Here is a 21,488-nt window from a genome sequence, read left to right on the forward strand (position 1 = left end):
AGTTGGGTGCACGCACGGACGGCGCCACTGCGTTTGCATTGCAAAAAGAATAGCGGCCCAGAAACCCGGTCTCAAGGCGGTTAACACGGGCTTTTGCGAACGCGAAGGAAGTTGAGCGCGATCAAGACGATGCGGCGGAAGACCATTGCCGCTGAAACAGCGCGGCCTCATGCCGCGCGATCGCAACCTGGCGAATCAGATGGGTCTCACTCGCCCAAAGACAAGAGCGAACCGGCGTCCCGGGCGCGGTTGAACAGCGTCACGAATACCCCGATCGCCGCCGCCATCAAGACCGCGTTGAGCCCCAGCGACCACAGCATCAGATCGAGCCGGAACACGCCGTCGATCAACACCGCCCGCATGCCCTCGAACACATAGGTCGGCGGCAATGACCAGGCGACCACCTGCAGCCAGTCCGGCAGCACCGACACCGGATAGTAGACGCAGGAGAGCGGCAACAAGAGAAACATGACCGTCCAAGCGAGGCTTTCCGCGCCGAGCCCGTTGCGCAGAACCAAGCCTGAAACCGCGATCCCGATCGCCCAGCTCGTCAGGATCAGGTTGGCGAAGAAGGCCGCCAGCACGAAGCCGAGCGACCAGATGTTGAAGGCGAAGAAGGCGTAAGCCATCAGCGTGACCGGCACCATGCCGACCGCCAACCTGATCACGCTCATGACCATCAACGCGGCCAGGAATTCGCCCGGACGCAGCGGCGTCATCATCAGGTTGCCGATATTGCGCGCCCACATCTCCTCCAGGAAGGAGATGGAAAAGCCGAGCTGACCGCGAAACAGAATATCCCAGAGCAGGACGGAGCCGATGAACACGCCGCCCGCGCCGGCGATGAAGCTGGAATGCTGATCCAGATAGAGCTGCAGGAAGCCCCACATCAGCATCTGCACCGTCGGCCAGTAGACAAGCTCCAGGGTGCGCGGCCAGGACGAGCGCAGGAGATACCAGTAGCGGCGGACCATCGCGAAGGTGCGTTTGGGCGAGATCGCGCGATAGCTCGGCTCGCCGGCGCCGGTTCTGGAGTTCAGCATGCTTCGCCCTCCTGCCGGTCCGCTCACTTGCGTAAGTCCCGCACGCGGCGTCTGAGGTCGTTCGCGATCGCATATGCGATCCGGCTCCTGAGCGCCGGGGCGCGCTGGAAACCACCGAGATAGGTGATTTCGTCCGGGCGCCAGCGGGTCTTGGAGACGTCGGTGCCGGTGGAGAGATTGACCACGGCAAAGCCGGTGTCGATCGCCCATTTGATCGCCTCGGCCAGGACGGTGGTCATGACCGAATAGCGCCCCCAAGCCACGTCGTAGCCGGAGAAATAGAGATAGAGCTCGTCGCCGAGCACGAACCCCACCCGGGTCGCCACCACCTCGTCGGCGATGACGAGCTGAAACACCAGGATCTCGCCGGTCTCGGCGAGCTGGGCGCCGAGGTCGAGCAGAAAGCGGCGGGTGATCTCCGGCTCGAAGACGTTCAAATGGTCGATCGTATCGGTCTTGTCGGCCCGCATTCGGTGCAGTGCAAAAAAGCGCTCCAGGGCGGGGCCGATATCCTCCGGCGCCGCAACGGCGCGGAACGTGAACTCATGGCCGTTGCGCGCAAGCGAGTTGTAGCACTTGCGCAGGGACTCCTTGATGTTGCGCGGCAGTTGCGCGCGCAGCGCGTCCCAGCTTGCCGGCAGCTTGAGCACATAGTCGATGAGCGGCACGGGTTCGGTGATGCCGAGCCGGGCGGCGAGCGCATCCGCGTCACGTTCCGCCTCAAGCCGAACGCCGTGCCACTGCACCCAATCCCAGGCACCGGCTTCGCACGCGAACTGCGCAGCGAGTGCGTCGACGACACGTGCGCAATCCTCCGCCCGGCAGATCGGGCCGCGCAGCTCCGTCATGTACGGGTCGGCCCCGAAGAACTGCAGCTCGCGGGTGCAAAGCGGGCCGACGGCGGGACGATGGGTCATCATCATCGGCGCGACCGCAACCAGCCGGCCCTCGTCGTCGCGCAGGACGTAGACCCGAAGCGTATCGCGGATCATCGCCGAGTCGCGCTGGAAATGCCGCCACCAGGTCAGATGCCATTCCGGCAGCGCGAACGGCGTGCGCGGATGAACCGTGGTGGCGAGCTCACGCCATTCCGGTTGGAGCGCGGCGAGATTGGCCGCGTCGGTCAGGATCTCAATCGTCAGCACGCCCTGTCCTTCGATCATGATGCGGCCGCGCTGCGGCGCCCGCGCGCAACATCCAGGAAGACGTCTTCCATGGTGGTCCGTCCATACCGGCCGATCAGCGCCTGCGGCGCCCCGCGATCGACCACCTGGCCGCCCTTCATCATAATGACGTCGTCGCACAGGCGCTCGACCTCGCCCATGTTGTGAGAGGCCAGCAGGATCGTCGCGCCACGCTCGCGGCGATACTCCTCCAGCCTCGAGCGGATCCAGTCGGCCGTGTCGGGATCGAGCGACGCGGTCGGCTCGTCGAGCAGCAGAACGTCCGGCACGTTGACCAACGCCTTGGCCAGACTCACCCGGGTCTTCTGCCCGGCCGACAGCCGGCCCGACGGCCGGTCGAGCACCGCTGTGAGGTCCAGCGCCTCGGCAAGCTCCGCGACCCGCGTGCGGGTATCGGCCACGCCGTAGAGTTCGGCGAATACGGTGAGATTCTGCCGCACGGTCAGGCGCATCGGCATTTCCACATAAGGGCTTTCGAAGTTGATGCGGTGCAGCACTTTGTGGCGCTCCCGCCGCATGTCGCGACCGAGCACCCGGATGGAACCCTCGGAGGGCGCGACCAGGCCCATGATCATGGCAATCGTCGTGGTCTTGCCCGCGCCGTTGCCGCCGAGAAGCCCGGTTACGGAGCCGCGCGGGATCGCGAAGGAAATGTCGTTTACGGCCGTCACGCTGCCATATCGCTTGAGGATGTGCGCGACCTCGATGGCTGCCTCCTCCGATGCGGGCTGTTGGGCTGACTGCTTCATTTTCCGCCTTCGTGTGCCCGCCGTCGTCGGGAACGTGCCCCTTTTCACGCGAATACCGACCGAGTGTCTTTGGACCTACTATGGGAGCGCCGTTTTCGGAACAGGGGAAGCGGTTCACGATCGAAATTGCGGTCGAAATCACGAGGTGGTGCCGCTGCGATCGATCCTGGTACGTTAGCGCGGGATGAATTGCGGCCGGATCGAGCCTATCTCTTTTGAGCGTCCCGGCGGACGAGACGGCGCCACGCCGACCTCAGAGGCCGCTATGGAGGCGCAATTCCTGTCCGGCTTCCCCTCGCCTAGTCGATCTCCTGCCCTGATTGAGACCTTCGCCATGACCGCACCAATCCACCTGGACGAAGCCCCGGCGTTCGGTCAGCGCAATGTCCGTATCGACACGCTGATCCGGCTCAGATGGCTTGCCGTGGCCGGCCAGACCGTGACCGTGCTGGTGGTCGGCGAGGTGTTCGACTTCTCGCTTCCGGTGCTGCCGTGCTTTGCGCTGATCATGGCCTCCGTCGCGCTCAACGTGGTGCTCCGGCTCCGCTTCTCCGCCAGCCGCCGACTGTCGGAGCCGAACACCGCCATGCTTCTGGGCTTCGACGTGATCCAGCTCGCCGCCCTGCTCTACTATACTGGCGGGCTAGTAAACCCGTTCGCCTTCTTGATGATCGCGCCCGTGGTGATTTCCGCCACCGCCCTGCCGCCCCAGAAGACCATGCTGTTGGCCAGCCTGGTCGTGGTGGCGGCCACGCTGCTGGCGATCCACCACTTCCCGCTGCCCTGGTATGACGGCGAAGTGCTGGCCATGCCGCTGCTCTATGTCGGCGGGGTCTGGCTCGCGCTGATTTCGAGCCTGGCGTTGATGGGCGTCTTCACCTTCCGGGTTGCGGAGGAAGCGCGCCAGCTTTCCGACGCGCTGGCCGCGACCGAGCTGGTGCTTGCCCGCGAGCAGCATCTGAGCGCCCTCGACGGACTAGCCGCTGCGGCCGCCCACGAACTCGGGACGCCGCTGGCCACCATCGCGCTCGTGACCAAGGAGCTGGAGCGGGAAATCGAGCCCGACTGGACCCATGCCGACGACATTCACCTGCTTCGCGACCAGAGCGAGCGCTGCCGCGACATCCTGCGCAAGCTGACCACGCTCGCCGACCAGCCCGACGGCCATTTCGACCGGATGAGCCTCGCCCAGCTCATCGAGGAGGTGGTCGCCCCCACCCGCGACTTCGGCATCGACGTGGTGGTCCGCCGCTCCGGCTCCACCCCGAACGAGCCGGTGGTCGCCCGCAGTCCGGCGATCCTCTACGGCCTCGGAAATCTTCTGGAAAATGCCGTGGACTTTGCCGAGCGCGAAGTGACCGTCGACGCCGAGTGGACCGACGCGGAGGTCACGATCTCCATCGCCGACGACGGCCAGGGCTTTTCCGAAGCGGTGCTGGACCGGCTCGGCGACCCCTATGTGACCAGCCGTGTCACGCGCTCGGCCGGTGGCGGCCTGGGGCTCGGCGTCTTCATCGCCAAGACGCTGCTGGAACGCTCCGGCGCGCGGCTTGCCTTCGCCAACCGGAAATATCCCGATCGTGGCGCCCGTGTGATCGCTCGCTGGGATCGTCCGACAATCGATCTCGGGCGCCCCGCGGGGCCCGGAGAATCCGGATTGGATGCAGAATCCGCATCGGGTGCGGCTTTGCCGAACCGCGACGCATCCCTATAACTAAGCTCAAGCGAATATGACATCGGCCCGCGCGGCTTCCGGCCGCAGGAGCCGCAACAAAAAGTGTGTGGCGTTATGACAGATGAGACCGAAATCGAAGGCAATCCCAGGCTCCTGATCGTCGACGACGATCATGCATTCGTGCAGCGCCTGGCGCGCGCGATGGAAAAGCGGGGATTTCAGCCCGAGACGGCCGAAACCATCGAGGATGCGCTTGCCATGATCGACCGCAACCCACCGGCCTATGCGGTGGTGGATATGCGGCTCGGCGACGGCAACGGGCTCGATGTGGTGGACCGGCTACGCCAATCGGCACCGGAGACGCGCACGGTGGTCCTGACCGGCTACGGCAACATCGCGACCGCTGTGACGGCCGTGAAACTCGGCGCAATCGACTATCTGTCGAAACCGGCCGACGCCGACGAGGTGTTCGCCGCTCTCACCCGCGATCCCGGCGACCGCGCCGTGCCGCCCGACAACCCGATGTCGGCCGATCGGGTCCGCTGGGAGCACATCCAGCGCATCTACGAGCTCTGCGACCGCAACGTCTCCGAGACCGCCCGTCGCCTGAACATGCACCGGCGAACCTTGCAGCGCATTTTGGCGAAGCGGGCACCGCGCTAAGCGATATGCCAAAGCGGCAAAATCTCCGCTGACCGGCCCGCCGATCCAAATCGCACCACAGTCTGCCCGCAAAATTCAAAAGACGCGGGTCGCAGGCAAGAGGTTGTTATGGCAGTTGGAATAGAGGCTGCGTTCGAAGTCCATACCAGCCTCTAGCCTTCGCTATGCCCGTGCGCGCACGCGATTCGGTAGAATGGCGAACCGAATCGATTGTCCCTCCGCGCCGGAGCCCGCGATGAAACGCGCCCTGATCGTCCTAGCCGCGCTCTGCCTCATCGTCATCGGGGCGCTCGCCGCCCTGCCGCTATTCGTCTCCACCCAATGGGTGAAGCAGACAGTGGTCGACGAACTCAACCGCGCCACCGGGCTCACCATCGCCATCGACGGCCCCGTCGGGCTCAGCGCGTTCCCAACCCTCGGGCTGTCGCTCGATTCCGTGCGTGTGCGTGCGCCCGACGGCGCCGAGGTCATGGCGCTGGAACGGCTTCGGGCGGATCTCGGGCTGATCGCGCTTTTGTCCGGCAATGTGCGCGTCAACGAGCTGGTGCTCGACGGACTGCACGTCGCGCTTCTACGCCAGCGTGACGGCGCGATCACCCTACCCGGGCTCGTGGGTGGCGGCGCGGACGCCGAGCAACAGCCCGAAGCGGAGGGCGACGGTCTCGCCGATCTTGTCGCCATGCTGGAGCGGCTTTCCGTCGGCAGCTTCGAGGTGCGCGACGGCGTGGCCGTGATCGAGGATGCCGCCTCGGGCGTGCGCGAAACGGCCGATCAGGTCGCGCTCAATTTCCGCCTGCCGAGCATCGACGCGCGGGCCCATGCCGACGGCAACCTACGCTTCCGGGGCCAGACCATCGGCTTCGAGGCCGAGATCGAAACGCCTCGCGCGCTGGCATCGTCCGAGCCGGCGGCCGTGATGCTGGACCTCAACGACGGCCTCGTCACCGGTGCTGTCGACGGGACCGTCATCCTCGCCGACAGCGTCAGCTTCGACGGCACGGTCCGGCTTGAGAGCGACGACCTCTCCGAGGCGATCGTCTGGGCGAGCGGCAGCCCGCCCGGCGTGGAACTCGGCGCGCTGTCCTTCGAGGCGAAGGCGGTGATGAACCCGATCGCGATCGCGCTGAGCGACATACGCGGCGAGATCGCCGGCACCGACTTTTCCGGCGAACTCACCATGCCGACCGCGTCGCAGGTTCCGACGATCAACGGCCGAATCGCCGCCGGCGAGATCAATCTTGCCACGTTGCTTCCCGAAGCGGACGAGACCCCGGCCGCGCCATCCGACGGCGGCGGCGACGCGGCGCTCGACCTTTCCGCCCTGTCGGACTTCGCCGCCGATCTGACCCTCACCGTGAAGGCGGTGCGGGGGCATGGGCTCCTGCTACGCGATTTGACGGCGCGTGCCGTCCTGGGCGGAGGGGTGCTGTCGCTCGACATTCCCGAGGTCGGCTACGACGGCGGCGCGATCGCGCTCTCCGCCAATGCGCGCGACGACGGCGGGACGGCGGCCGTCGGCGGCACGGTCACTGCCTCGGGGATTCCGCTTGCGAGCGTTCTCGCCATGGCGCCGATCGACTACGAGGCAAGCGGCCGGCTAAATGCCGATGTCGCCTTTTCCGCCCGTGGCGCGACCGCCGACACCCTGATCGCAAACGCCAGCGCGGAAGGACATGTCGGCCTGACCGACGGGCGGATCTCCGGCCTGCCGCTGTCGGAGGTGGTGGCGAACGACCGCACCGCCGGCACGCTTGACGACGTCGACGTGCGGGTTGGCTTCGCCGGAACGAACCAGCCGGTCACCCTCGGCGGCGGCGCCACCTGGCGCGGCGAACGCTTTTCCATCGATGGCACCGCTGGCGCCCCTGGCACGCTGCTGTCCGGCGCGCCGACCAAGGCCGTCGTCGAACTATCGTCCGGACGCGTGTCGCTTGGCTATGACGGCACCGTGACGCTCGCCGGCACCGCCGACGGAATGGTCGGGCTATCGACCCCCTCGCTGCGCGGCCTGCTTGCCTGGCTCGACACCCCGATCGGCGAGGGCGACGGCCTGCAGGCGGTCTCCTTCAGCGGGCGGCTCAACGCCGGAACCGACTCGGTCGCCGTCTCCGATATCCGCCTGAAGGTGGATGAGAGCACCGGCGGCGGCAGCGCTTCGGTCACCCTGTCCGGCGCGCGGCCGTCGGTGAAAGCCGATCTCGCCTTCGAGCGCCTGGACCTGACGCCTTATCTATCCGGCGGGACGAGCGATGCGGCGCCGGCGCAGACGCCTTCCGGCGACACCGGCTGGAGCCGCGAACCGCTCGACCTGACCGCGCTAAGGGCCGTCGACGCCTCGGTCTCGCTCACAACTCAGACGATCGTGATCGACCAGATCGCAACCGGCCCGGCCACCCTCGGCGTGACGCTGGAAGACGGCGCGCTGGACGCGCTTTTGTCGCGCTTCGAACTCTATTCCGGCTCCGGCACCGGCCGCGTCAACCTAGCCGACCGCAACGGCGCCACCATGAAGGCGAATTTCGCACTCGACGGTCTCGACATCCACCGGCTGTTGAAGGACGCGGCCGGCTTCGGCGCGCTTGCCGGAAACGGCGCGATCGAGCTTGCGATCGAAGGCGCCGGCAACACCACCTACGCCCTGGTGGATTCGCTGGACGGCACCGCCTCGTTCAAGATCGCAAACGGCGCGATCCTCGGCATCAACATTCCAAAGATGGTGCGCAACCTAACCGGCTCGATCCTGAGCGGCTGGCAGTCCGACCCGAACGAAAAGACCGACTTCACCGCCTTCGGCGCGTCCTTTGCCATTTCCGATGGCGTCGCCACCACCAGCGATCTTTCGCTGGTCGGTCCGCTGGTGCGCATGACGGGTGCGGGCAATGCCGACCTTGCCGACAAGACGCTGGACTTCAAGGTGGAGCCGGGGGTGGTGGCAAGTCTGGAAGGCCAGGGCAGCGACACCGAGCTGAAAGGGCTCGGCGTTCCGGTGATCATCAAAGGGGCCTGGTCGGATCCGAAGATCTATCCCGACATTCAAGGCATCCTGAGCAATCCTCAGGCCGCGCTGGAACAACTGAAATCGGTCAGCGGCGATTTCGCCGACCTGGCAAGCCTGGATCAGCTCGGCAACACCGGCGCCCTGATTGGTCAGATCGCGGGCGGCGACACCAAGGGCGCGATCGGCAGCCTGATCGACCAGCAGATCGGTCAGATTTCGGGCAATTCCTCCGGCGTCGGTGGCGGCAACCTGCAACAGGCGCTGACCTCCGCGATCCAGCAGCAGGTCACCGGAAATCGCGGGAATGCGTCCGGCGGCGGCTCCGGCTCGGCCCAGGATCAGATCGGATCGGCGATCGGCCAGCTTGTCGGCGGGCTAAGCGGCCAGGCCGCCCCGCCCCAGCCGGTGGAGACGGAACCGGTGGCGCCCGCCGAAGCGCCGCCTCAGAGCGAACCGCTGCCCCAACCGCAACAGACCACCGCCCCCGACACCAACCAGATGGTCTCCGGCGTCGTCGGCGGGCTGATCGGCCAGGCAACGGGGCAGGCGCCCGACCCGGCCACCCAGCAGGCGGTCGGCAACCTGGTCGGCGGCCTTCTGGGCGGCGCGGCGCAACGCCAGGGAAACCAGGGCGGCAACGCCGCCGCCATGCTGGGCGGCCTGTTTGGCGGACGACCGGTGCAACAGCAACAGCCGATGCCCCAGGCGGCGGCACCGCAACCGGCATCCCCTCAACCAGTCGCGACGACCACCGTCGTGCCCCGCCCGAACCCAAGGCGCTAAAAAACATTTCCAGGCCAAGTGGCAACCGGTTGGCCGTCCGGAAAGGCGTCGAAACGAAGGGCTCGAACCGTTCGGAGAGGCCATGAAAGGCTGAACGGATCCAAGTTTGCGCACGGGCTGCGCGTCATCGAAATGTCATCGGCGGATCGGCCGGTTTGGCCTGTACATTCGACCGGCTCCAAGCCATGGAAAGGGACCCTTCCCGCCTCCCCGCACCGAGGAGCCCCCGGATGCAGGATCGTCCCGACACCGCTTCCGCGACGACCGGCAGTGCCGCCGAGGTCTTCCGCGCCTTTCTGGTGCTGGGGCTGACCTCGTTCGGCGGGCCGATCGCCCATTTGGGCTATTTCCGAACCGCCTTCGTGGAGCGGCGCGGTTGGCTCTCCGAGGCCGCCTACGCCGACCTGATCGCGCTCTGTCAGTTTCTGCCGGGCCCCGCCTCCAGCCAAGTCGGCATGGGGATCGGGCTGAAGCGCGCCGGCTATCTCGGCATGGCCGCCGCCTGGACCGCCTTCACCCTACCCTCTGCGATCGCGCTGGCGGCGTTTGCCTATGGGCTGGCGGCCGTTGGCGACACCGAGGGGGCCGGCTGGATCGCCGGGCTGAAGGCGGCAGCCGTCGCCGTCGTCGCCCAGGCGCTGCTCGGCATGGCGCGCTCGCTGGCGCCGGACGCCAAGCGCGCCACCATCGTAGGGGCCGCGATGATCGGCCTGCTGCTCGCCCCCACGGCCTGGGCGCAGGTGCTGGTGATCCTTGTCGGCGCGGCGATTGGGCTTGTCTGGTTGCCGAAACCGGAAGCCGGCGCCGGCGAAGGCGGGCTCGACGTCAAGGTCTCGCGCCCTGTCGCGCTGACGGCGCTCGCCCTATTCTTCCTGCTCCTGGTCGGCCTGCCGCTCGCCGCCAGCGTCTTCCCCGATGCCGCCCTTTCCATCGTCGACCGTTTCTACCGCGCCGGCAGCTTGGTGTTCGGCGGCGGCCACGTGGTGCTGCCGCTGCTGGAGCAGTCGGTGGTGGGTCCGGGCCTCGTCAGCGAGACCGACTTCCTGGCCGGCTACGGCGCGGCCCAGGCCGTGCCCGGCCCGCTTTTCACCTTCGCCGCCTTCCTGGGCGCCGTGCTGACCGGGCCGGTGACGGGTGTTGCAGGGGCCTTGCTGGCGCTCGTCGCAATCTTCCTGCCGTCCGCCCTCTTGGTGATCGGCACGCTGCCATTCTGGGCAGCACTGCGCCACCGGCCGAACGCGCGGCGCGCGCTGATGGGCGTCAACGCCGCCGTGGTCGGCCTGCTCGCGGCCGCGCTTTACGATCCGGTGTTCACGCGCGGCATCACCTCGCACCTGGCGCTGGCGATCGCGGTCGCCGCCTTCGTCGCGCTGAGCCAATGGAAGGCGCCGCCCTGGGCCGTCGTTGTCGCCTCCGGCGTCGTCGGCGGGCTTGTCCTGTAGTCCGGGCACATCGCAGGCTTGCCGCCCGGCGCAGGCGGACGCACACTCGGCGCGTCCCCGTTTCAACCGAGCATGGGTCCATGAGCCTGGATTTCCTGATCACCTCCCTGATCGTCGTCCTCTCGCCGGGCGCCGGCGTGCTGTTCACGCTGGCCGCCGGGCTGTCGCGCGGCGCCAAGGCGAGCGTCGTCGCCGCGTTCGCCTGCACGCTCGGGATCATCCCGCACATGGCGGCCGCCATCACCGGCCTCGCCGCGCTGCTGCACGCCAGCGCGCTCGCCTTCCAGACGCTGAAGATTCTGGGCGTCGCCTACCTGCTCTACATGGCCTGGCAGACGCTGAAGGAGACCGGCGCGCTCCGTGTCGACGCCGACGTGGCGCCCCGCTCGGTCCACCGGACCATCGTCGAAGCGCTGATGGTCAACCTCCTGAACCCGAAGCTGTCGATCTTCTTCTTCGCCTTCCTGCCCCAGTTCGTGACGCCCGGCGAACCGCAGGCGCTCGCCCGCATGCTGGAGATGAGTGGCGTGTTCATGGCGATGACGTTCGCGGTGTTCGCGGCCTACGGCGTGTTCGCCGCCGCCGTGCGCGCCCACGTGCTCGCCCGTCCGCGCGTCATGGCCTGGATGCGCCGCACCTTCGCCGCCGCCTTTGTCGGGCTGGGCGTCAAGCTGGCGCTCGCGGAGCGGTAACTCCCTTACAACCGAACCCGATCAGGCCAAACTTGGTACGCATGGTCCTCCCACAATACCCATACTGACGAAAACTTATCCCTTACAGATTCTGTACTCGAAATCATACTTTGCTGTATCTCACTTCGCCAGGTTCCATAAGTACCTACATTAAGATAGATTGCTAAATTCGTTCCCGTATAATAATTTTTTGACGCTTTCTTCTGACAAACGACACGGAGCCATTGAGATAGGCCATTAGCTCGCTCGACCCAGTCTTCGTAGGGATCATCTACCACGCCTCGGTCAGGCGTTTTATATTCATCGCCACGTCTACGATTGGGATCATCGACTTCTGTCGCCTCGAAATCCTCAATGATGTTGCCAAACCTGATTTGAAAATCTGGGAATGTTTCAAGAGGGACCCGGACTTGGTCGGCTCCTCGTAAGCGGCCCAACTCGGCGGCGATCCAACCTTCTCGCAAAAAGGCGGTCCCCGCTTGAGTGAAGAGAATTTCGCCTGAGACCTCGCCAACTTTTTCGTTCATTTTTTCTGGAGTTTGCCACTCGGATAACTCAAGCTGCTTTTGCTTAATTTCGCTTTTTGAAAATCGAGTCATCCATCTGCCTCCTCGGTGGCATTCGTTTCGTCGCGATACTCAAATTCCACAACGGAAAGATGCTGGCAAAGACAGAGAACGACCTTCGACAGAATTTTGCTGACGTACTTGAGCGGCTCGCGGACGGCGGTGAGCCGATCCTGATCACACGTGACAACGGCAAGCCGGCCGCTATCCTGATGTCGCTTGAGGATTTCGCCTCCTACGAGGAGACGCGGCATCTTCTGCAAAGCCCGCGCAATGCCGACCGGCTGTTGAAAGCGGTCTCTGATCTGGACGCCGGCGAGGCAAGCGGCCCGTCAGCGACCTGATCGCCCAGTGCCGCTATCACTATTGACGGCCAGGGCTCACCCGCCGTCCCACGGATTGACGAGCGCCAGGCCCAACCCCTCGAAATCGGCGAGGTTGCGGGTCGCAAGCCCGGCCCCGGCGGCACGTGTGATCGCTGCAATCAGGGCGTCGAAGCTTGTAATCGGGCGCCCGGCGCGGCGTCGCTCGGCGGCGATGCGGGCGAAATGCCCTGTCGCGGCCTGATCGAACGGGAGAACACGCCCGGCGAACTCTTCAGCGAAGATCGCCGTGGCGGCACCGGCCAACGCATCGCGGCGGCGCCCGTCCGCAAGCAGCTCGATGCCGTACAGGATCTCCGCTTGCGTGATAGTCGTGGTGAAAAGCGTCCGCCGGGGGCGGGCAGCCACCCATTCGATGACCGACGGATCCGGCGCCGGCCGCATCAGTTCGGACACCACGTTGGTGTCGAGAACGATCACGTGAAGTCAGGCGGATCGCGCAGCGGCGCGCGCTCAGGCTCCGGCAGGTCCACCCCGCCGAGGGGCGCCATCCGCCGCCGGATCGCCGTCGCAAGATCCACCTCCCCGCCGGTCTCGGCAACGAGCGCTTCGCGCAACATCGCCCGCACCTCCGCCTCCATCGACCGGCCGTTGTGCGCGGCGCGGATGCGAAGCCGCTCCTTCAGCTTCGGATCGACATTACGGATGGTCAACGTGCTCATGACACCCACCTGATAGCATTGCTAGCAATGTAGTCACTTCGATCTGAACGCGCAAAGGGATGCTTGCAAGACGCACAACCGAGGTTTGTCGGCCCCCTCCTGCCCAGGCAATTTGCATCTGCCTGATTTTGCGCCGGATCAACGCCGCCTCGCCCAACCGCTCCCATAGTGCCGTCGGAAAGCATGCGGTCCGGAATCGGACCCGCCGGCATGCGGCGACAATGAAGGAATGCGGTATGGGACCGACGGTGGAAGAACGGCTCGGCAAGCGCGCCTTGTTCGCGCATGGGGATCTGGAAATCGCCAGCGCGGCGGGGCGGGCCGCCCGGGCGCTTGCGGAAGACCTCGTCCAGCGCGATGTCGACATCGTCGAGGCGACGTCCGCTGAGGACGCCAATGCGCTGATCGTATCGGATGCCGCGATCCAGTGCGTGCTGCTGGACTGGGATATCGCCAGCGAAGACGGCACGCCCCAGGCCGAAGCGCTTCTGACCGCGGTCCGCGCCCGCCATGCCGATCTGCCGATTTTCCTGATTACTTCACGCGAGGCGGCGTCCGACCTGCCGGTCGCCGTTCTCGGCAAGGCCGACGACTTCATCTGGCTTCTGGAAGACACACCCGACTTCATCGGCGGGCGCGTTGTGGCCGCGATCGAGCGCTACCGGCAGACGGTGCTACCGCCGATGTTCGCCGCGCTCGCCAAATTCGCGCGGGTCTACGAATATTCCTGGCACACGCCGGGCCATACCGGCGGCACCGCCTTTTTGAAGCACATCGCCGGGCGGGCCTTCTTCCAGTTCTTCGGCGAGGAGCTATTCCGCTCCGATCTCTCCATCTCGGTGGGCGAGCTCGGCTCCCTGCTCGACCATTCCGGCCCTATCGGCGAAGGCGAACGCTATGCCGCCCGCGTGTTCGGCGCCCATCGTTCCTATACGGTGACCAACGGCTCCTCCACGTCGAACCGCGTCATCCTGATGGCGAGCGTGACGCGCGGGCAGATCGCGCTGTGCGACCGCAACTGCCACAAGTCGGTCGAGCACGCCATGACGCTCGCCGGCGCGGTCCCGACCTATCTGGTGCCCTCGCGCAACGGTCTGGGCCTGATCGGCCCGATCCATCCCGAGAGCCTGACGGCCGCGGCCGTCGAAGCCTCGATCGCCGATAATCCGCTGTCGGCCAAGGCGGTCGATCGGACGCCGGTGCACGCCATCATCACCAACTCCACCTATGACGGGCTCTGCTACAACGTCACCCGGGTGGAGGAGCTTCTGGGCGACACCGTCGATCGGCTGCACTTCGACGAGGCCTGGTACGGCTACGCCCGCTTCAACCCGATCTACCGCGACCGCTTCGCCATGCACGGCGAGCCCGGCGCCCATGACGCCTCCAAGCCGACGGTGTTTGCCACCCAGTCGACCCACAAGCTTCTGGCCGCTCTGTCGCAGGCCTCCTTCATCCACGTGCGCGACGGGCGTCGGCCGATCCCCCACAACCGGTTCAACGAGGCGTTCATGATGCACGCCTCGACCTCGCCCCAATACGCCATCATCGCCTCCAACGACGTGAGCGCGGCGATGATGGACGGCACCGGCGGGCCGACGCTGACAACGGAGTCGATCCGCGAGGCGATCGCCTTCCGCCAGACCATCGCGCGCATCCGCGCCGAGTTCGGCGAGCGCGGCGACTGGTTCTTCAACGCCTGGCAGCCGGAGACGGCGGTGTTTTCAGATGGCGGCCGGGTGGCCTTCGAGAAGGCCGATCCGGAGCGTCTCGCCACCGACCCGGCGGCATGGGTGCTGCATCCGGGCGCGGACTGGCACGGCTTCGACAAGCTCGAAGACGACTACTGCATGCTCGATCCGATCAAGGTCTCGATCGTCACGCCCGGCATGTCGGCGACCGGCGAGACGGCGGCCACCGGCATCCCGGCATCGATCGTCACCGCCTATCTGGATACCAAGGGCATCGTGGTCGAAAAGACCACCGACTTTACGATCCTGTTCCTGTTCTCCCTGGGCATCACCAAGGGCAAATGGGGCACGCTCGTGAACGCGCTGATGGACTTCAAGGCCGACTACGACGCCAACCGCCCGCTCGCCCAGGCCCTGCCGGGGCTGGTCGCCGATCATCCCGAACGCTACGGCACGATGGGGCTGAAGGATCTGGCCGACGAGATGTTCGCCGCCATGGGCGAGCTGAAGACCACCGAAACCCTCTCCAAGGGCTTCTCGATCCTGCCGGTGCCGGAGCTTACCCCGGTCGAAGCCTACGAGCAGCTTGTGCTCGGCCATGTGGAACACCTGAGCCTGGACGAGATGGCGAACCGGGTGGTGGCCACCGGCGTGGTGCCTTATCCGCCCGGCATTCCGCTGTTGATGCCGGGCGAGAATGCCGGTGCCGCCGACGGACCGCTGATCGCCTATCTGAAGGCGCTGGAAGCCTTCGATGCGCGCTTCCCGGGCTTTGCCCATGACACTCACGGCGTCGAGGTGGAAGAGGGTCGCTACAAGATCCTCTGCATCGCCCCTCAGGCCGCGGCGTGATCGGGAGCAAGTGAGATGGCCGATACCACCGCTGCCGCATCGCCCGCCGCCTCCGTCGCCAAGATCGGGCTCATTCCCGCCACCTTGATGGTTGCCGGCAACATGATGGGCTCCGGCGTCTTCATGCTGCCGGCAAACCTCGCCGCCATCGGCGGCATCGCGCTGGTCGGCTGGATCATCACCATGGTCGGCGCGCTGGCGCTGGCGCTGGTGTTCGCCAAGCTTGCCACCATCGATCCCGCCGCCGGCGGCCCCTACGCCTACGCCCGCAAGGCATTCGGCGACTATATGGGCTTCCAGACCAACCTGATCTATTGGCTCGCCAACGTGGTCGGCAATGTCGGGCTCGCGGTCGCGGGGCTCGGCTATCTCACCTACTTCTTCCCGGACCTCAAGATCCCGCTGATTGCCGCGCTGGGCCAGATCGCGATCGTCTGGTTCTTCACCTACGCCAACATGCTGGGGCCGCGCTTCGTCGGCCGGATGCAGTCGATGACCACCATCTTCGCGCTGGTGCCGATCATCGGCATGGCAATCTTCGGCTGGTTTTGGTTCTCCGCCGACACCTATGCGGCCGGCTGGAACGTCTCCGGCGAAAGCTCGTTCGGCGCCATCGGCGCGACCTTGAACTTCACGCTGTGGGCCTTCATCGGCGTGGAGACGGCGTCGGTGTCGGCCGGCGTGGTGGAAAACCCGCGCCGCAACGTGCCGATCGCAACGCTCGGCGGCGTGATCCTGGCCGGCGTCTGCTACATCCTGTCGTCGACGGCGATCATGGGCATGATCCCGAACAAGGAGTTGGTGTCCTCCGCCGCCCCGTTCGCCGATGCCGTGCGCAGGGCGCTCGGCTCCAAGGCTGCCGACATCGTGGCGATCTGCGCGGCGATCGGCTGTCTCGGCTCACTCGCGGGCTGGACCCTGCTGGTCGGCCAGAGCGCCAAGGCGGCCGCCGACGACGGCTTGTTCCCCAACGTCTTCGCCCGCATCAACGCCAAGGGCGTGCCGTCCGCCGGTCTCGCCATCGTCGCGGTGATCATGAGCGTCCAGATCCTGGCGACCATGTCGCCCACGGCGACGGAGCAGTTCGGCAAGGTCGCCTCGATCGCGGTGATCATGACGCTGTTGCCGTATATCTACTCCGCGATCGCCATCAAGGTGCTCGGCTTCAAGACCCTGAAGCAGCACGAATATGCGCTCTACACGCTGATCGGTCTGGTGGCCGCCGTCTACTGCCTTTGGGCGATCGTCGGCTCCAACGGCGAGCAGACCCGCTGGTCGCTGATCTTCGTGGTGACGACGATCGTGTTCTACGCGCTCGCCCTCAACCACAAACGCCACGTGGAGGCCCACGAGGTGGAGACCGGCGGCGGCGTGCCGAAGTTCGTGCGCTACGTGACGCTGGCGCTCACGATCGCGGCGCTGGTGGCGATGTTCTGGACCTCGGTCGGCCGGCACCGGTTCGAGGATCTGAAGACGCGCTCGCCGAACCCGGCGGCGATCAGCCAGACCACGACCCCGCCGGCGGCGACGGGGTCGGGCTCGACAGGGGGTTAACAGGGAGGCCCGGAGAAAGCCGGACTTACTGGAGCTGCTGCAGCAGCCGCACCGAGGCATAGCCGTCGGCGATCTGGCCGGTGCGTTTCTGGTAATTCCGGATCGCGGAGCGGGTCATCGGGCCTACCCGGCCATCGACGCCGCCGGTGTCGAAGCCCTTTCGGGTCAGCAGCGTCTGCATCTGGCGGACCTGATCGCGCGACAGCGGCGGATCGTTGCGCGGCCAGGACTTCTCGAACGGCCCGCCGCCGATGATCCGGTCGGAGAGATGGCCGACCGCGAGCGCGTACGAGGTCGCGTTGTTGTAGCGCTTGATAACCTCGAAATTCTTCAGCATCAAAAAGGCGGGGCCGTTGGCGCCGGCCGGCAGAAGCAGGAAAGCCTTGTCGGAGGGGCGCGGGAACTCGCGTCCGCGGGTCCGCGTGATGCCGAGACGACGCCATTGGCCGAGTGTGCGCCAGGTCTCCTCGTCGGCGAGCGAATAGTCGAAATTCGCCGGCAGATCGACCTCGTAGCCCCAGGTTTTGCCGGCCTCCCAGCCGAAATTCTTCAGGTAGTTCGCGGTGGAGGCGAGCGCATCGGGCACGTCGGTCCAGATGTCGTTCTTGCCGTCGCGGTCATAGTCGGCGGAGTGTTTCTTCCAGCTCGACGGCATGAACTGAGTATGCCCCATGGCGCCGGCCCAGGAGCTCTCCATCCGGTTCGGCGCGATGTGACCGGCCTGGACGATCTGCAGCGCGGTGACGAACTCGTCGCGCCAATAGTCGCGCCGATCCGGCGCCTCGCAGGCCAGCGTCGCGAGCGCCCTCAGCGCGTTGTGCTGCCCCATAAAGCCGCCATAGCTAGTCTCCACGCCCCAGATCGCGAGCACAACCTGGCTGTCGACGCCGTAGCGGCGCTCGATCTCGGCGAGCTGGGTGGCGTATTTCTGGCGCATCTGCCGACCGGTCGTGATCCGCGAGGAAGAGACGGCGGAATCCAGATAGTCCCAGATAGGTTTCACGAACTCCGACTGCTTGCCCATCAGCCGGACCGTGTCCGGGTCGGGCGTCATTCCGGACGTGACCTGGTTGAAAGTGCCAGCCGAAACGCCGGCGCGCCGGGCCGCCGGCCACAGGCCCTTGAGGCAGGCCTGGAACGATTGCGCGGCCGCCGGAACCGGGCGCACGACCCCGCCCAGCGCCACGAACGCCACGGCAAGCAGCGCCAGCAGCGGCACGATCTGGAAGAAACGGACGAGACGGTCGGCACGGTCAGCCATCGGGGGCACCTGTCGAAGCGACGATGAAACAGATCTTAGGTCATGGCCCTGCCGTGACCACCCGCCCCGCGGGCGGGGCGAGCGAGAAATCGGTAACCAATTTGTGGTTAAGAAAGCGTGGCGAACGGTTGCGCGCCCAATGGCACCGGCGGTCGCTTGAGAGCCTCGCAACGCGTCACCCGACACGGTGTTGCCGGGATTGAGGCCTACGAGATTTCATATCAACTCTGGTCGTGCCCGCCCGGCAGGACTAAGACGGAGCGGCATCGGCCGCATTGCAAGAGACACCACGACCCGACATGACTTCCTCGGCCCAAACGGCATCCGCCTCCGTTTCCTCAGCGCCCGCAAATCCCGACGCACCCCAGTGGATCGCGTCCGCCACGCGCACCCTCGATACCGAGATCGCAGGCCTGGCCGCGATGAAGGCGGCGATCGGCAACGGGCTCGGCGACTGCTTCGTGCGCGCGGTGGAAACGATCCGCGCCGGCAAGGGACGCGTGATCGTCACCGGTGTGGGCAAGAGCGGCCATATCGGCTCCAAGATCTCCGCCACGCTGGCCTCCACCGGCACCCCGGCGCACTTCGTCCACGCCGCGGAGGCAAGCCACGGCGACCTCGGCATGATCACCGAGGAAGACGTCATCATCGCGCTGTCGTGGTCCGGCGAGAGCAAGGAATTCGCCACCATCGTCGCCTATGCGCGCCGCTTTCGGGTGCCAATCATCGCCATCACATCCAGCCGCAAATCGGCGCTCGGCCGGGCGGCGAGCGTGGCGCTGGAGCTGCCCAAGGTGGCGGAGGCCTGCCCGCACGGGCTGGCCCCGACGACCTCCACGATGATGATGCTGGCGCTCGGAGATGCGCTTGCCGTCGCGCTTTTGGAGGCGCGCGGCTTCACCGCCCAGGACTTCAAGGTGTTCCACCCCGGCGGCAAACTCGGCGCCAAGCTGCAGCATGTGCGCGACGTGATGCATGCAGGCGAGGCGCTGCCGCTGGCGACCTCCAGCACGCCCATGAGCGAGGCGATCGTGCTGATGACCGGCAAGGGTTTCGGAACCCTCGGCATCGTCGACGAGATTGGCCACCTGGTCGGGATCATCACCGACGGCGACCTGCGCCGTCACCTGGGTCCAGACCTGTTGGAAAAGCGCGTCGACGACGTCATGAGCCGCAATCCCAAGACCGCCGCGCCCGACGAGCTGGCCGGCACCGTTCTGGAGCGGCTGAACGCGTCGGCGATTACAGCCCTGTTCGTGGTCGACAATGCCCGCCCGGTCGGCATTCTCCACCTGCACGATCTCTTGCGCTCCGGCGTGGCCTGATAACGGAAACGCTCACTCCCCGCGCCAGCGATAGAGCCGGCCGCCCTTTTTCGTTCCGGTGTCCTCGACCCCGGGGAACAGGCCGCGGCGGACCGCCTCCAGGAATTCCCGCCCGGTCTTGACCTTGTCGCCGATATAGAGGCGATCCCAGCCGGAGCCGTAGACCTCGGGAAAGTGGAACTCGCCAGCCGGCCGCTTGGCGAGTTCCGTCTTCAGCCGGGCGATCTCGCGCTCGTTCATGTTCGCCTCATCTCCCGAAGGGTCGACCGCTCTCCCCGTACGCCGGACCCAAAGTCGTCAATAGAGGTTGGTGCGCACGATCTTTTCGTAGGTCGCGTCAACCTCCTCCGCGGTCACGTCCTTCAACTCGCCGGACCGTGCCGCCATCCTACCGATCGACGGAACCGTGCGCTTGTCGATGCGGGACTCCTCGCGCCACAACTTGGCGCGATTGACAGCCTTGCCGCAATGAAACAGCACCTCGTTCACGGACACGACCGTCGCCGTCTTGGGCGTGCGATCCTTTTCCCGGAGACTCGCCAGCAGGTCCGGAGCGACGGAAATCCGCGCACGACCGTTGATGCGCAGGAATACCTCCAGCCCCGGAAAGATGAACAGCATCGCCACACGATCGTCCTCGCTGACATTGCGCAAGGATTCGATCCGGTTGTTGCCGGGCCAATCGGCAAACGCGACCGTCTTGTCGTCCAGCACCTTCACGAAGCCGGGCGGGCCGCCGCGCGGCGAAGCGTCGAGCCCGTTTGCGCGCCCCGTCGCAAAGCAGAAGAAGGTCGCGACGTCCAGGTACTCTCGATGAAAGTCGATGAGGTGATCCAGGACTCCCTTTTGTATCCGCTCGGACGGCGGATCATAGAGTTGATCGAGATCGGGGGCGGCTTCCTGATCGTTCATGAATGATCTCCTCGGGGCCAGCTCGACAGAATTGGCATTTCAGGGTCAGGAGTTGCGGAGGGCCCGCGCTCAAATATTTGGAATCGTTCGAATTTAAGCCGAGCGCGACCATTCGCCTGGCGAAGGGCGCCGGTGCTTTCTCCTTCTCCATAGACCTCGAAGCCCTGTCCGTCATAGTGCATTGAAGCCAACTTATGTCGGAATGGCGCCATGGCCCGCTTCACCGTCGATTCCTCTCTTCTCAACCTGGCCGGAGAGCCGTTTTTGTTCACCGTCGTCGGCAAGACCGACGACGAGCTGACGCCGCATCCGCATTCCCATCCGAGGGGCCAGCTCTTCGGCTCCAATCTCGGTGTTCTGACGGTGGGCGTGGAAGAGGCGGTTTGGATCGTTCCGGCGATTCACGCGGTTTGGCTGCCCCCTCGCCATGTGCACTGGGGGCGCTCGCATGGCAACTTCGACGGCTGGAGCGTCTACATCGCGGAAGCGCACTGCGCGGATCTGCCCGCCTCGCCCCGCACGATCCGGACCACCGGGCTTCTGCGAGAGGCAGTGCGAAGGTCCTCCACATGGCCGATCGCGACATTGACGGCCGCTCAGAGACGGATAGCGATGGTCATTTGCGACGAAATCCGCAGCCTGCCAAGCGACGCGTTCGGGCTTCCGATGCCGGTCAGCGAAGGCCTTGCCCGGATCGCCCGAAGCCTGATCGCCGATCCGTCCGACGACCGCGGGCTGGAGGCCTGGGCCCGGTGGAACGGCATGGGCGCTCGCACCCTCAGCCGGCGCTTCGTGGCCGAAACGGGCTTTACCTTTACCGCCTGGCGTCAGCGCGCCCGCCTGTTGCGCGCGCTGGAAATGCTCGCGGCCGGATTGCCCGTCACCACCATCGCGCTCGACCTCGGCTTCTCCACATCGAGCGCCTTCATTGCCCTGTTTCGACAAACCTTTGGCGAAACGCCGGCTGTCTATCGCCGTAGGCTGTAAAGCCACCCTCCGTCCGGAAAAGCAAAACGGATCTATGAGCGGAGGCAACCGTTTCCACGAAAAAGG

19 protein-coding genes are annotated in these 21,488 nt (G+C 66.0%); 10 read left to right on the top strand and 9 right to left on the bottom strand.

Going from position 1 to position 21,488, the window contains the following annotated elements:
• Nucleotides 1–206 precede the first annotated feature (206 nt).
• Genes HNS03_RS04970 through HNS03_RS04980 form a run of 3 tightly spaced genes read right to left on the bottom strand, consistent with a single transcriptional unit; the run spans nucleotide 207 to nucleotide 2,976 of the window.
• Nucleotides 207–1,043 carry an ABC transporter permease gene (locus tag HNS03_RS04970; protein WP_367193581.1) on the bottom strand — a complete coding sequence of 279 codons (837 nt, stop codon included), beginning with the start codon at nucleotides 1,041–1,043 and terminating at the stop codon, nucleotides 207–209.
• Nucleotides 1,044–1,066: 23 nt separating this feature from the next.
• On the bottom strand, nucleotides 1,067–2,206 hold the full coding sequence (locus tag HNS03_RS04975) for a GNAT family N-acetyltransferase (protein ID WP_367193583.1): 1,140 nt from the start codon (nucleotides 2,204–2,206) through the stop codon (nucleotides 1,067–1,069).
• Nucleotides 2,203–2,976: an ABC transporter ATP-binding protein gene (locus tag HNS03_RS04980; RefSeq protein ID WP_367193585.1), complete on the bottom strand. Its 774-nt coding sequence runs from the start codon at nucleotides 2,974–2,976 to the stop codon at nucleotides 2,203–2,205. Before HNS03_RS04980 ends, HNS03_RS04975 begins: the two co-directional genes overlap by 4 nt.
• A 334-nt stretch (nucleotides 2,977–3,310) precedes the next feature.
• Between HNS03_RS04980 and HNS03_RS04985 the strand changes: the two genes are divergently transcribed.
• The 5 genes from HNS03_RS04985 to HNS03_RS05005 all read left to right on the top strand — a co-directional run bounded on the left by HNS03_RS04985 (nucleotide 3,311) and on the right by HNS03_RS05005 (nucleotide 11,229).
• On the top strand, nucleotides 3,311–4,690 hold the full coding sequence (locus HNS03_RS04985; protein ID WP_367193587.1) for an ActS/PrrB/RegB family redox-sensitive histidine kinase: 1,380 nt from the start codon (nucleotides 3,311–3,313) through the stop codon (nucleotides 4,688–4,690).
• A gap of 75 nt (nucleotides 4,691–4,765) precedes the next feature.
• Nucleotides 4,766–5,314 (top strand): ActR/PrrA/RegA family redox response regulator transcription factor, encoded by a 549-nt coding sequence (locus HNS03_RS04990; RefSeq protein WP_367193589.1) that lies wholly within the window; start codon nucleotides 4,766–4,768, stop codon nucleotides 5,312–5,314.
• Nucleotides 5,315–5,549: 235 nt separating this feature from the next.
• The gene (locus HNS03_RS04995) at nucleotides 5,550–9,095 is read left to right on the top strand and encodes an AsmA family protein (RefSeq protein WP_367193591.1); all 3,546 of its coding nucleotides are present in this window, start codon (nucleotides 5,550–5,552) and stop codon (nucleotides 9,093–9,095) included.
• A gap of 230 nt (nucleotides 9,096–9,325) precedes the next feature.
• The gene (chrA, locus tag HNS03_RS05000) at nucleotides 9,326–10,537 is read left to right on the top strand and encodes a chromate efflux transporter (protein WP_367193592.1); all 1,212 of its coding nucleotides are present in this window, start codon (nucleotides 9,326–9,328) and stop codon (nucleotides 10,535–10,537) included.
• An 80-nt stretch (nucleotides 10,538–10,617) separates the two neighbouring features.
• Nucleotides 10,618–11,229 carry a LysE family translocator gene (locus HNS03_RS05005; protein ID WP_367193593.1) on the top strand — a complete coding sequence of 204 codons (612 nt, stop codon included), beginning with the start codon at nucleotides 10,618–10,620 and terminating at the stop codon, nucleotides 11,227–11,229.
• Nucleotides 11,230–11,234: 5 nt separating this feature from the next.
• On the opposite strand, the gene HNS03_RS05010 is transcribed toward HNS03_RS05005, so the two are convergent.
• The gene (locus tag HNS03_RS05010; protein WP_367193595.1) at nucleotides 11,235–11,828 is read right to left on the bottom strand and encodes a hypothetical protein; all 594 of its coding nucleotides are present in this window, start codon (nucleotides 11,826–11,828) and stop codon (nucleotides 11,235–11,237) included.
• Nucleotides 11,829–11,887: 59 nt separating this feature from the next.
• Here HNS03_RS05010 and HNS03_RS05015 point away from each other — a divergent pair, with 59 nt between their 5' ends.
• Entirely contained in the window at nucleotides 11,888–12,139 is a 252-nt protein-coding gene (locus tag HNS03_RS05015; protein ID WP_367193597.1) for a type II toxin-antitoxin system Phd/YefM family antitoxin, read from the top strand.
• A 36-nt stretch (nucleotides 12,140–12,175) separates the two neighbouring features.
• On the opposite strand, the gene HNS03_RS05020 is transcribed toward HNS03_RS05015, so the two are convergent.
• The gene (locus HNS03_RS05020) at nucleotides 12,176–12,598 is read right to left on the bottom strand and encodes a type II toxin-antitoxin system VapC family toxin (RefSeq protein ID WP_367193598.1); all 423 of its coding nucleotides are present in this window, start codon (nucleotides 12,596–12,598) and stop codon (nucleotides 12,176–12,178) included.
• Nucleotides 12,595–12,840: an Arc family DNA-binding protein gene (locus HNS03_RS05025; RefSeq protein ID WP_367193600.1), complete on the bottom strand. Its 246-nt coding sequence runs from the start codon at nucleotides 12,838–12,840 to the stop codon at nucleotides 12,595–12,597. Before HNS03_RS05025 ends, HNS03_RS05020 begins: the two co-directional genes overlap by 4 nt.
• Nucleotides 12,841–13,076: 236 nt before the next feature.
• Here HNS03_RS05025 and HNS03_RS05030 point away from each other — a divergent pair, with 236 nt between their 5' ends.
• On the top strand, nucleotides 13,077–15,383 hold the full coding sequence (locus tag HNS03_RS05030; RefSeq protein ID WP_367193601.1) for an Orn/Lys/Arg decarboxylase N-terminal domain-containing protein: 2,307 nt from the start codon (nucleotides 13,077–13,079) through the stop codon (nucleotides 15,381–15,383).
• Nucleotides 15,384–15,398: 15 nt separating this feature from the next.
• Nucleotides 15,399–16,937, top strand: coding sequence for an arginine/agmatine antiporter (gene adiC, locus HNS03_RS05035; protein WP_367193602.1), 1,539 nt, complete (start codon nucleotides 15,399–15,401; stop codon nucleotides 16,935–16,937).
• Nucleotides 16,938–16,962: 25 nt separating this feature from the next.
• Here the strand turns inward: adiC and HNS03_RS05040 are convergent, their stop codons facing one another.
• Complete coding sequence (locus HNS03_RS05040; RefSeq protein WP_367193603.1) at nucleotides 16,963–18,198, bottom strand: lytic murein transglycosylase; 1,236 nt, start codon at nucleotides 18,196–18,198, stop codon at nucleotides 16,963–16,965.
• A 299-nt stretch (nucleotides 18,199–18,497) separates the two neighbouring features.
• Between HNS03_RS05040 and HNS03_RS05045 the strand changes: the two genes are divergently transcribed.
• Nucleotides 18,498–19,523: an SIS domain-containing protein gene (locus HNS03_RS05045; RefSeq protein WP_367193604.1), complete on the top strand. Its 1,026-nt coding sequence runs from the start codon at nucleotides 18,498–18,500 to the stop codon at nucleotides 19,521–19,523.
• 12 nt (nucleotides 19,524–19,535) lie between these two features.
• On the opposite strand, the gene HNS03_RS05050 is transcribed toward HNS03_RS05045, so the two are convergent.
• Nucleotides 19,536–19,763, bottom strand: coding sequence for a DUF1413 domain-containing protein (locus tag HNS03_RS05050; protein WP_367193605.1), 228 nt, complete (start codon nucleotides 19,761–19,763; stop codon nucleotides 19,536–19,538).
• Between the two features lie 57 nt (nucleotides 19,764–19,820).
• Complete coding sequence (locus HNS03_RS05055; RefSeq protein ID WP_367193606.1) at nucleotides 19,821–20,435, bottom strand: MSMEG_1061 family FMN-dependent PPOX-type flavoprotein; 615 nt, start codon at nucleotides 20,433–20,435, stop codon at nucleotides 19,821–19,823.
• Between the two features lie 210 nt (nucleotides 20,436–20,645).
• On the opposite strand from HNS03_RS05055, the gene HNS03_RS05060 reads away from it, so the two are divergent.
• Nucleotides 20,646–21,422 (top strand): helix-turn-helix transcriptional regulator, encoded by a 777-nt coding sequence (locus HNS03_RS05060; RefSeq protein WP_367193607.1) that lies wholly within the window; start codon nucleotides 20,646–20,648, stop codon nucleotides 21,420–21,422.
• The last annotated feature ends 66 nt before the right edge of the window (nucleotides 21,423–21,488 follow it).

It is taken from the genome of Amorphus sp. 3PC139-8, from assembly GCF_040750475.1.
GTDB lineage: Bacteria > Pseudomonadota > Alphaproteobacteria > Rhizobiales > Amorphaceae > Amorphus.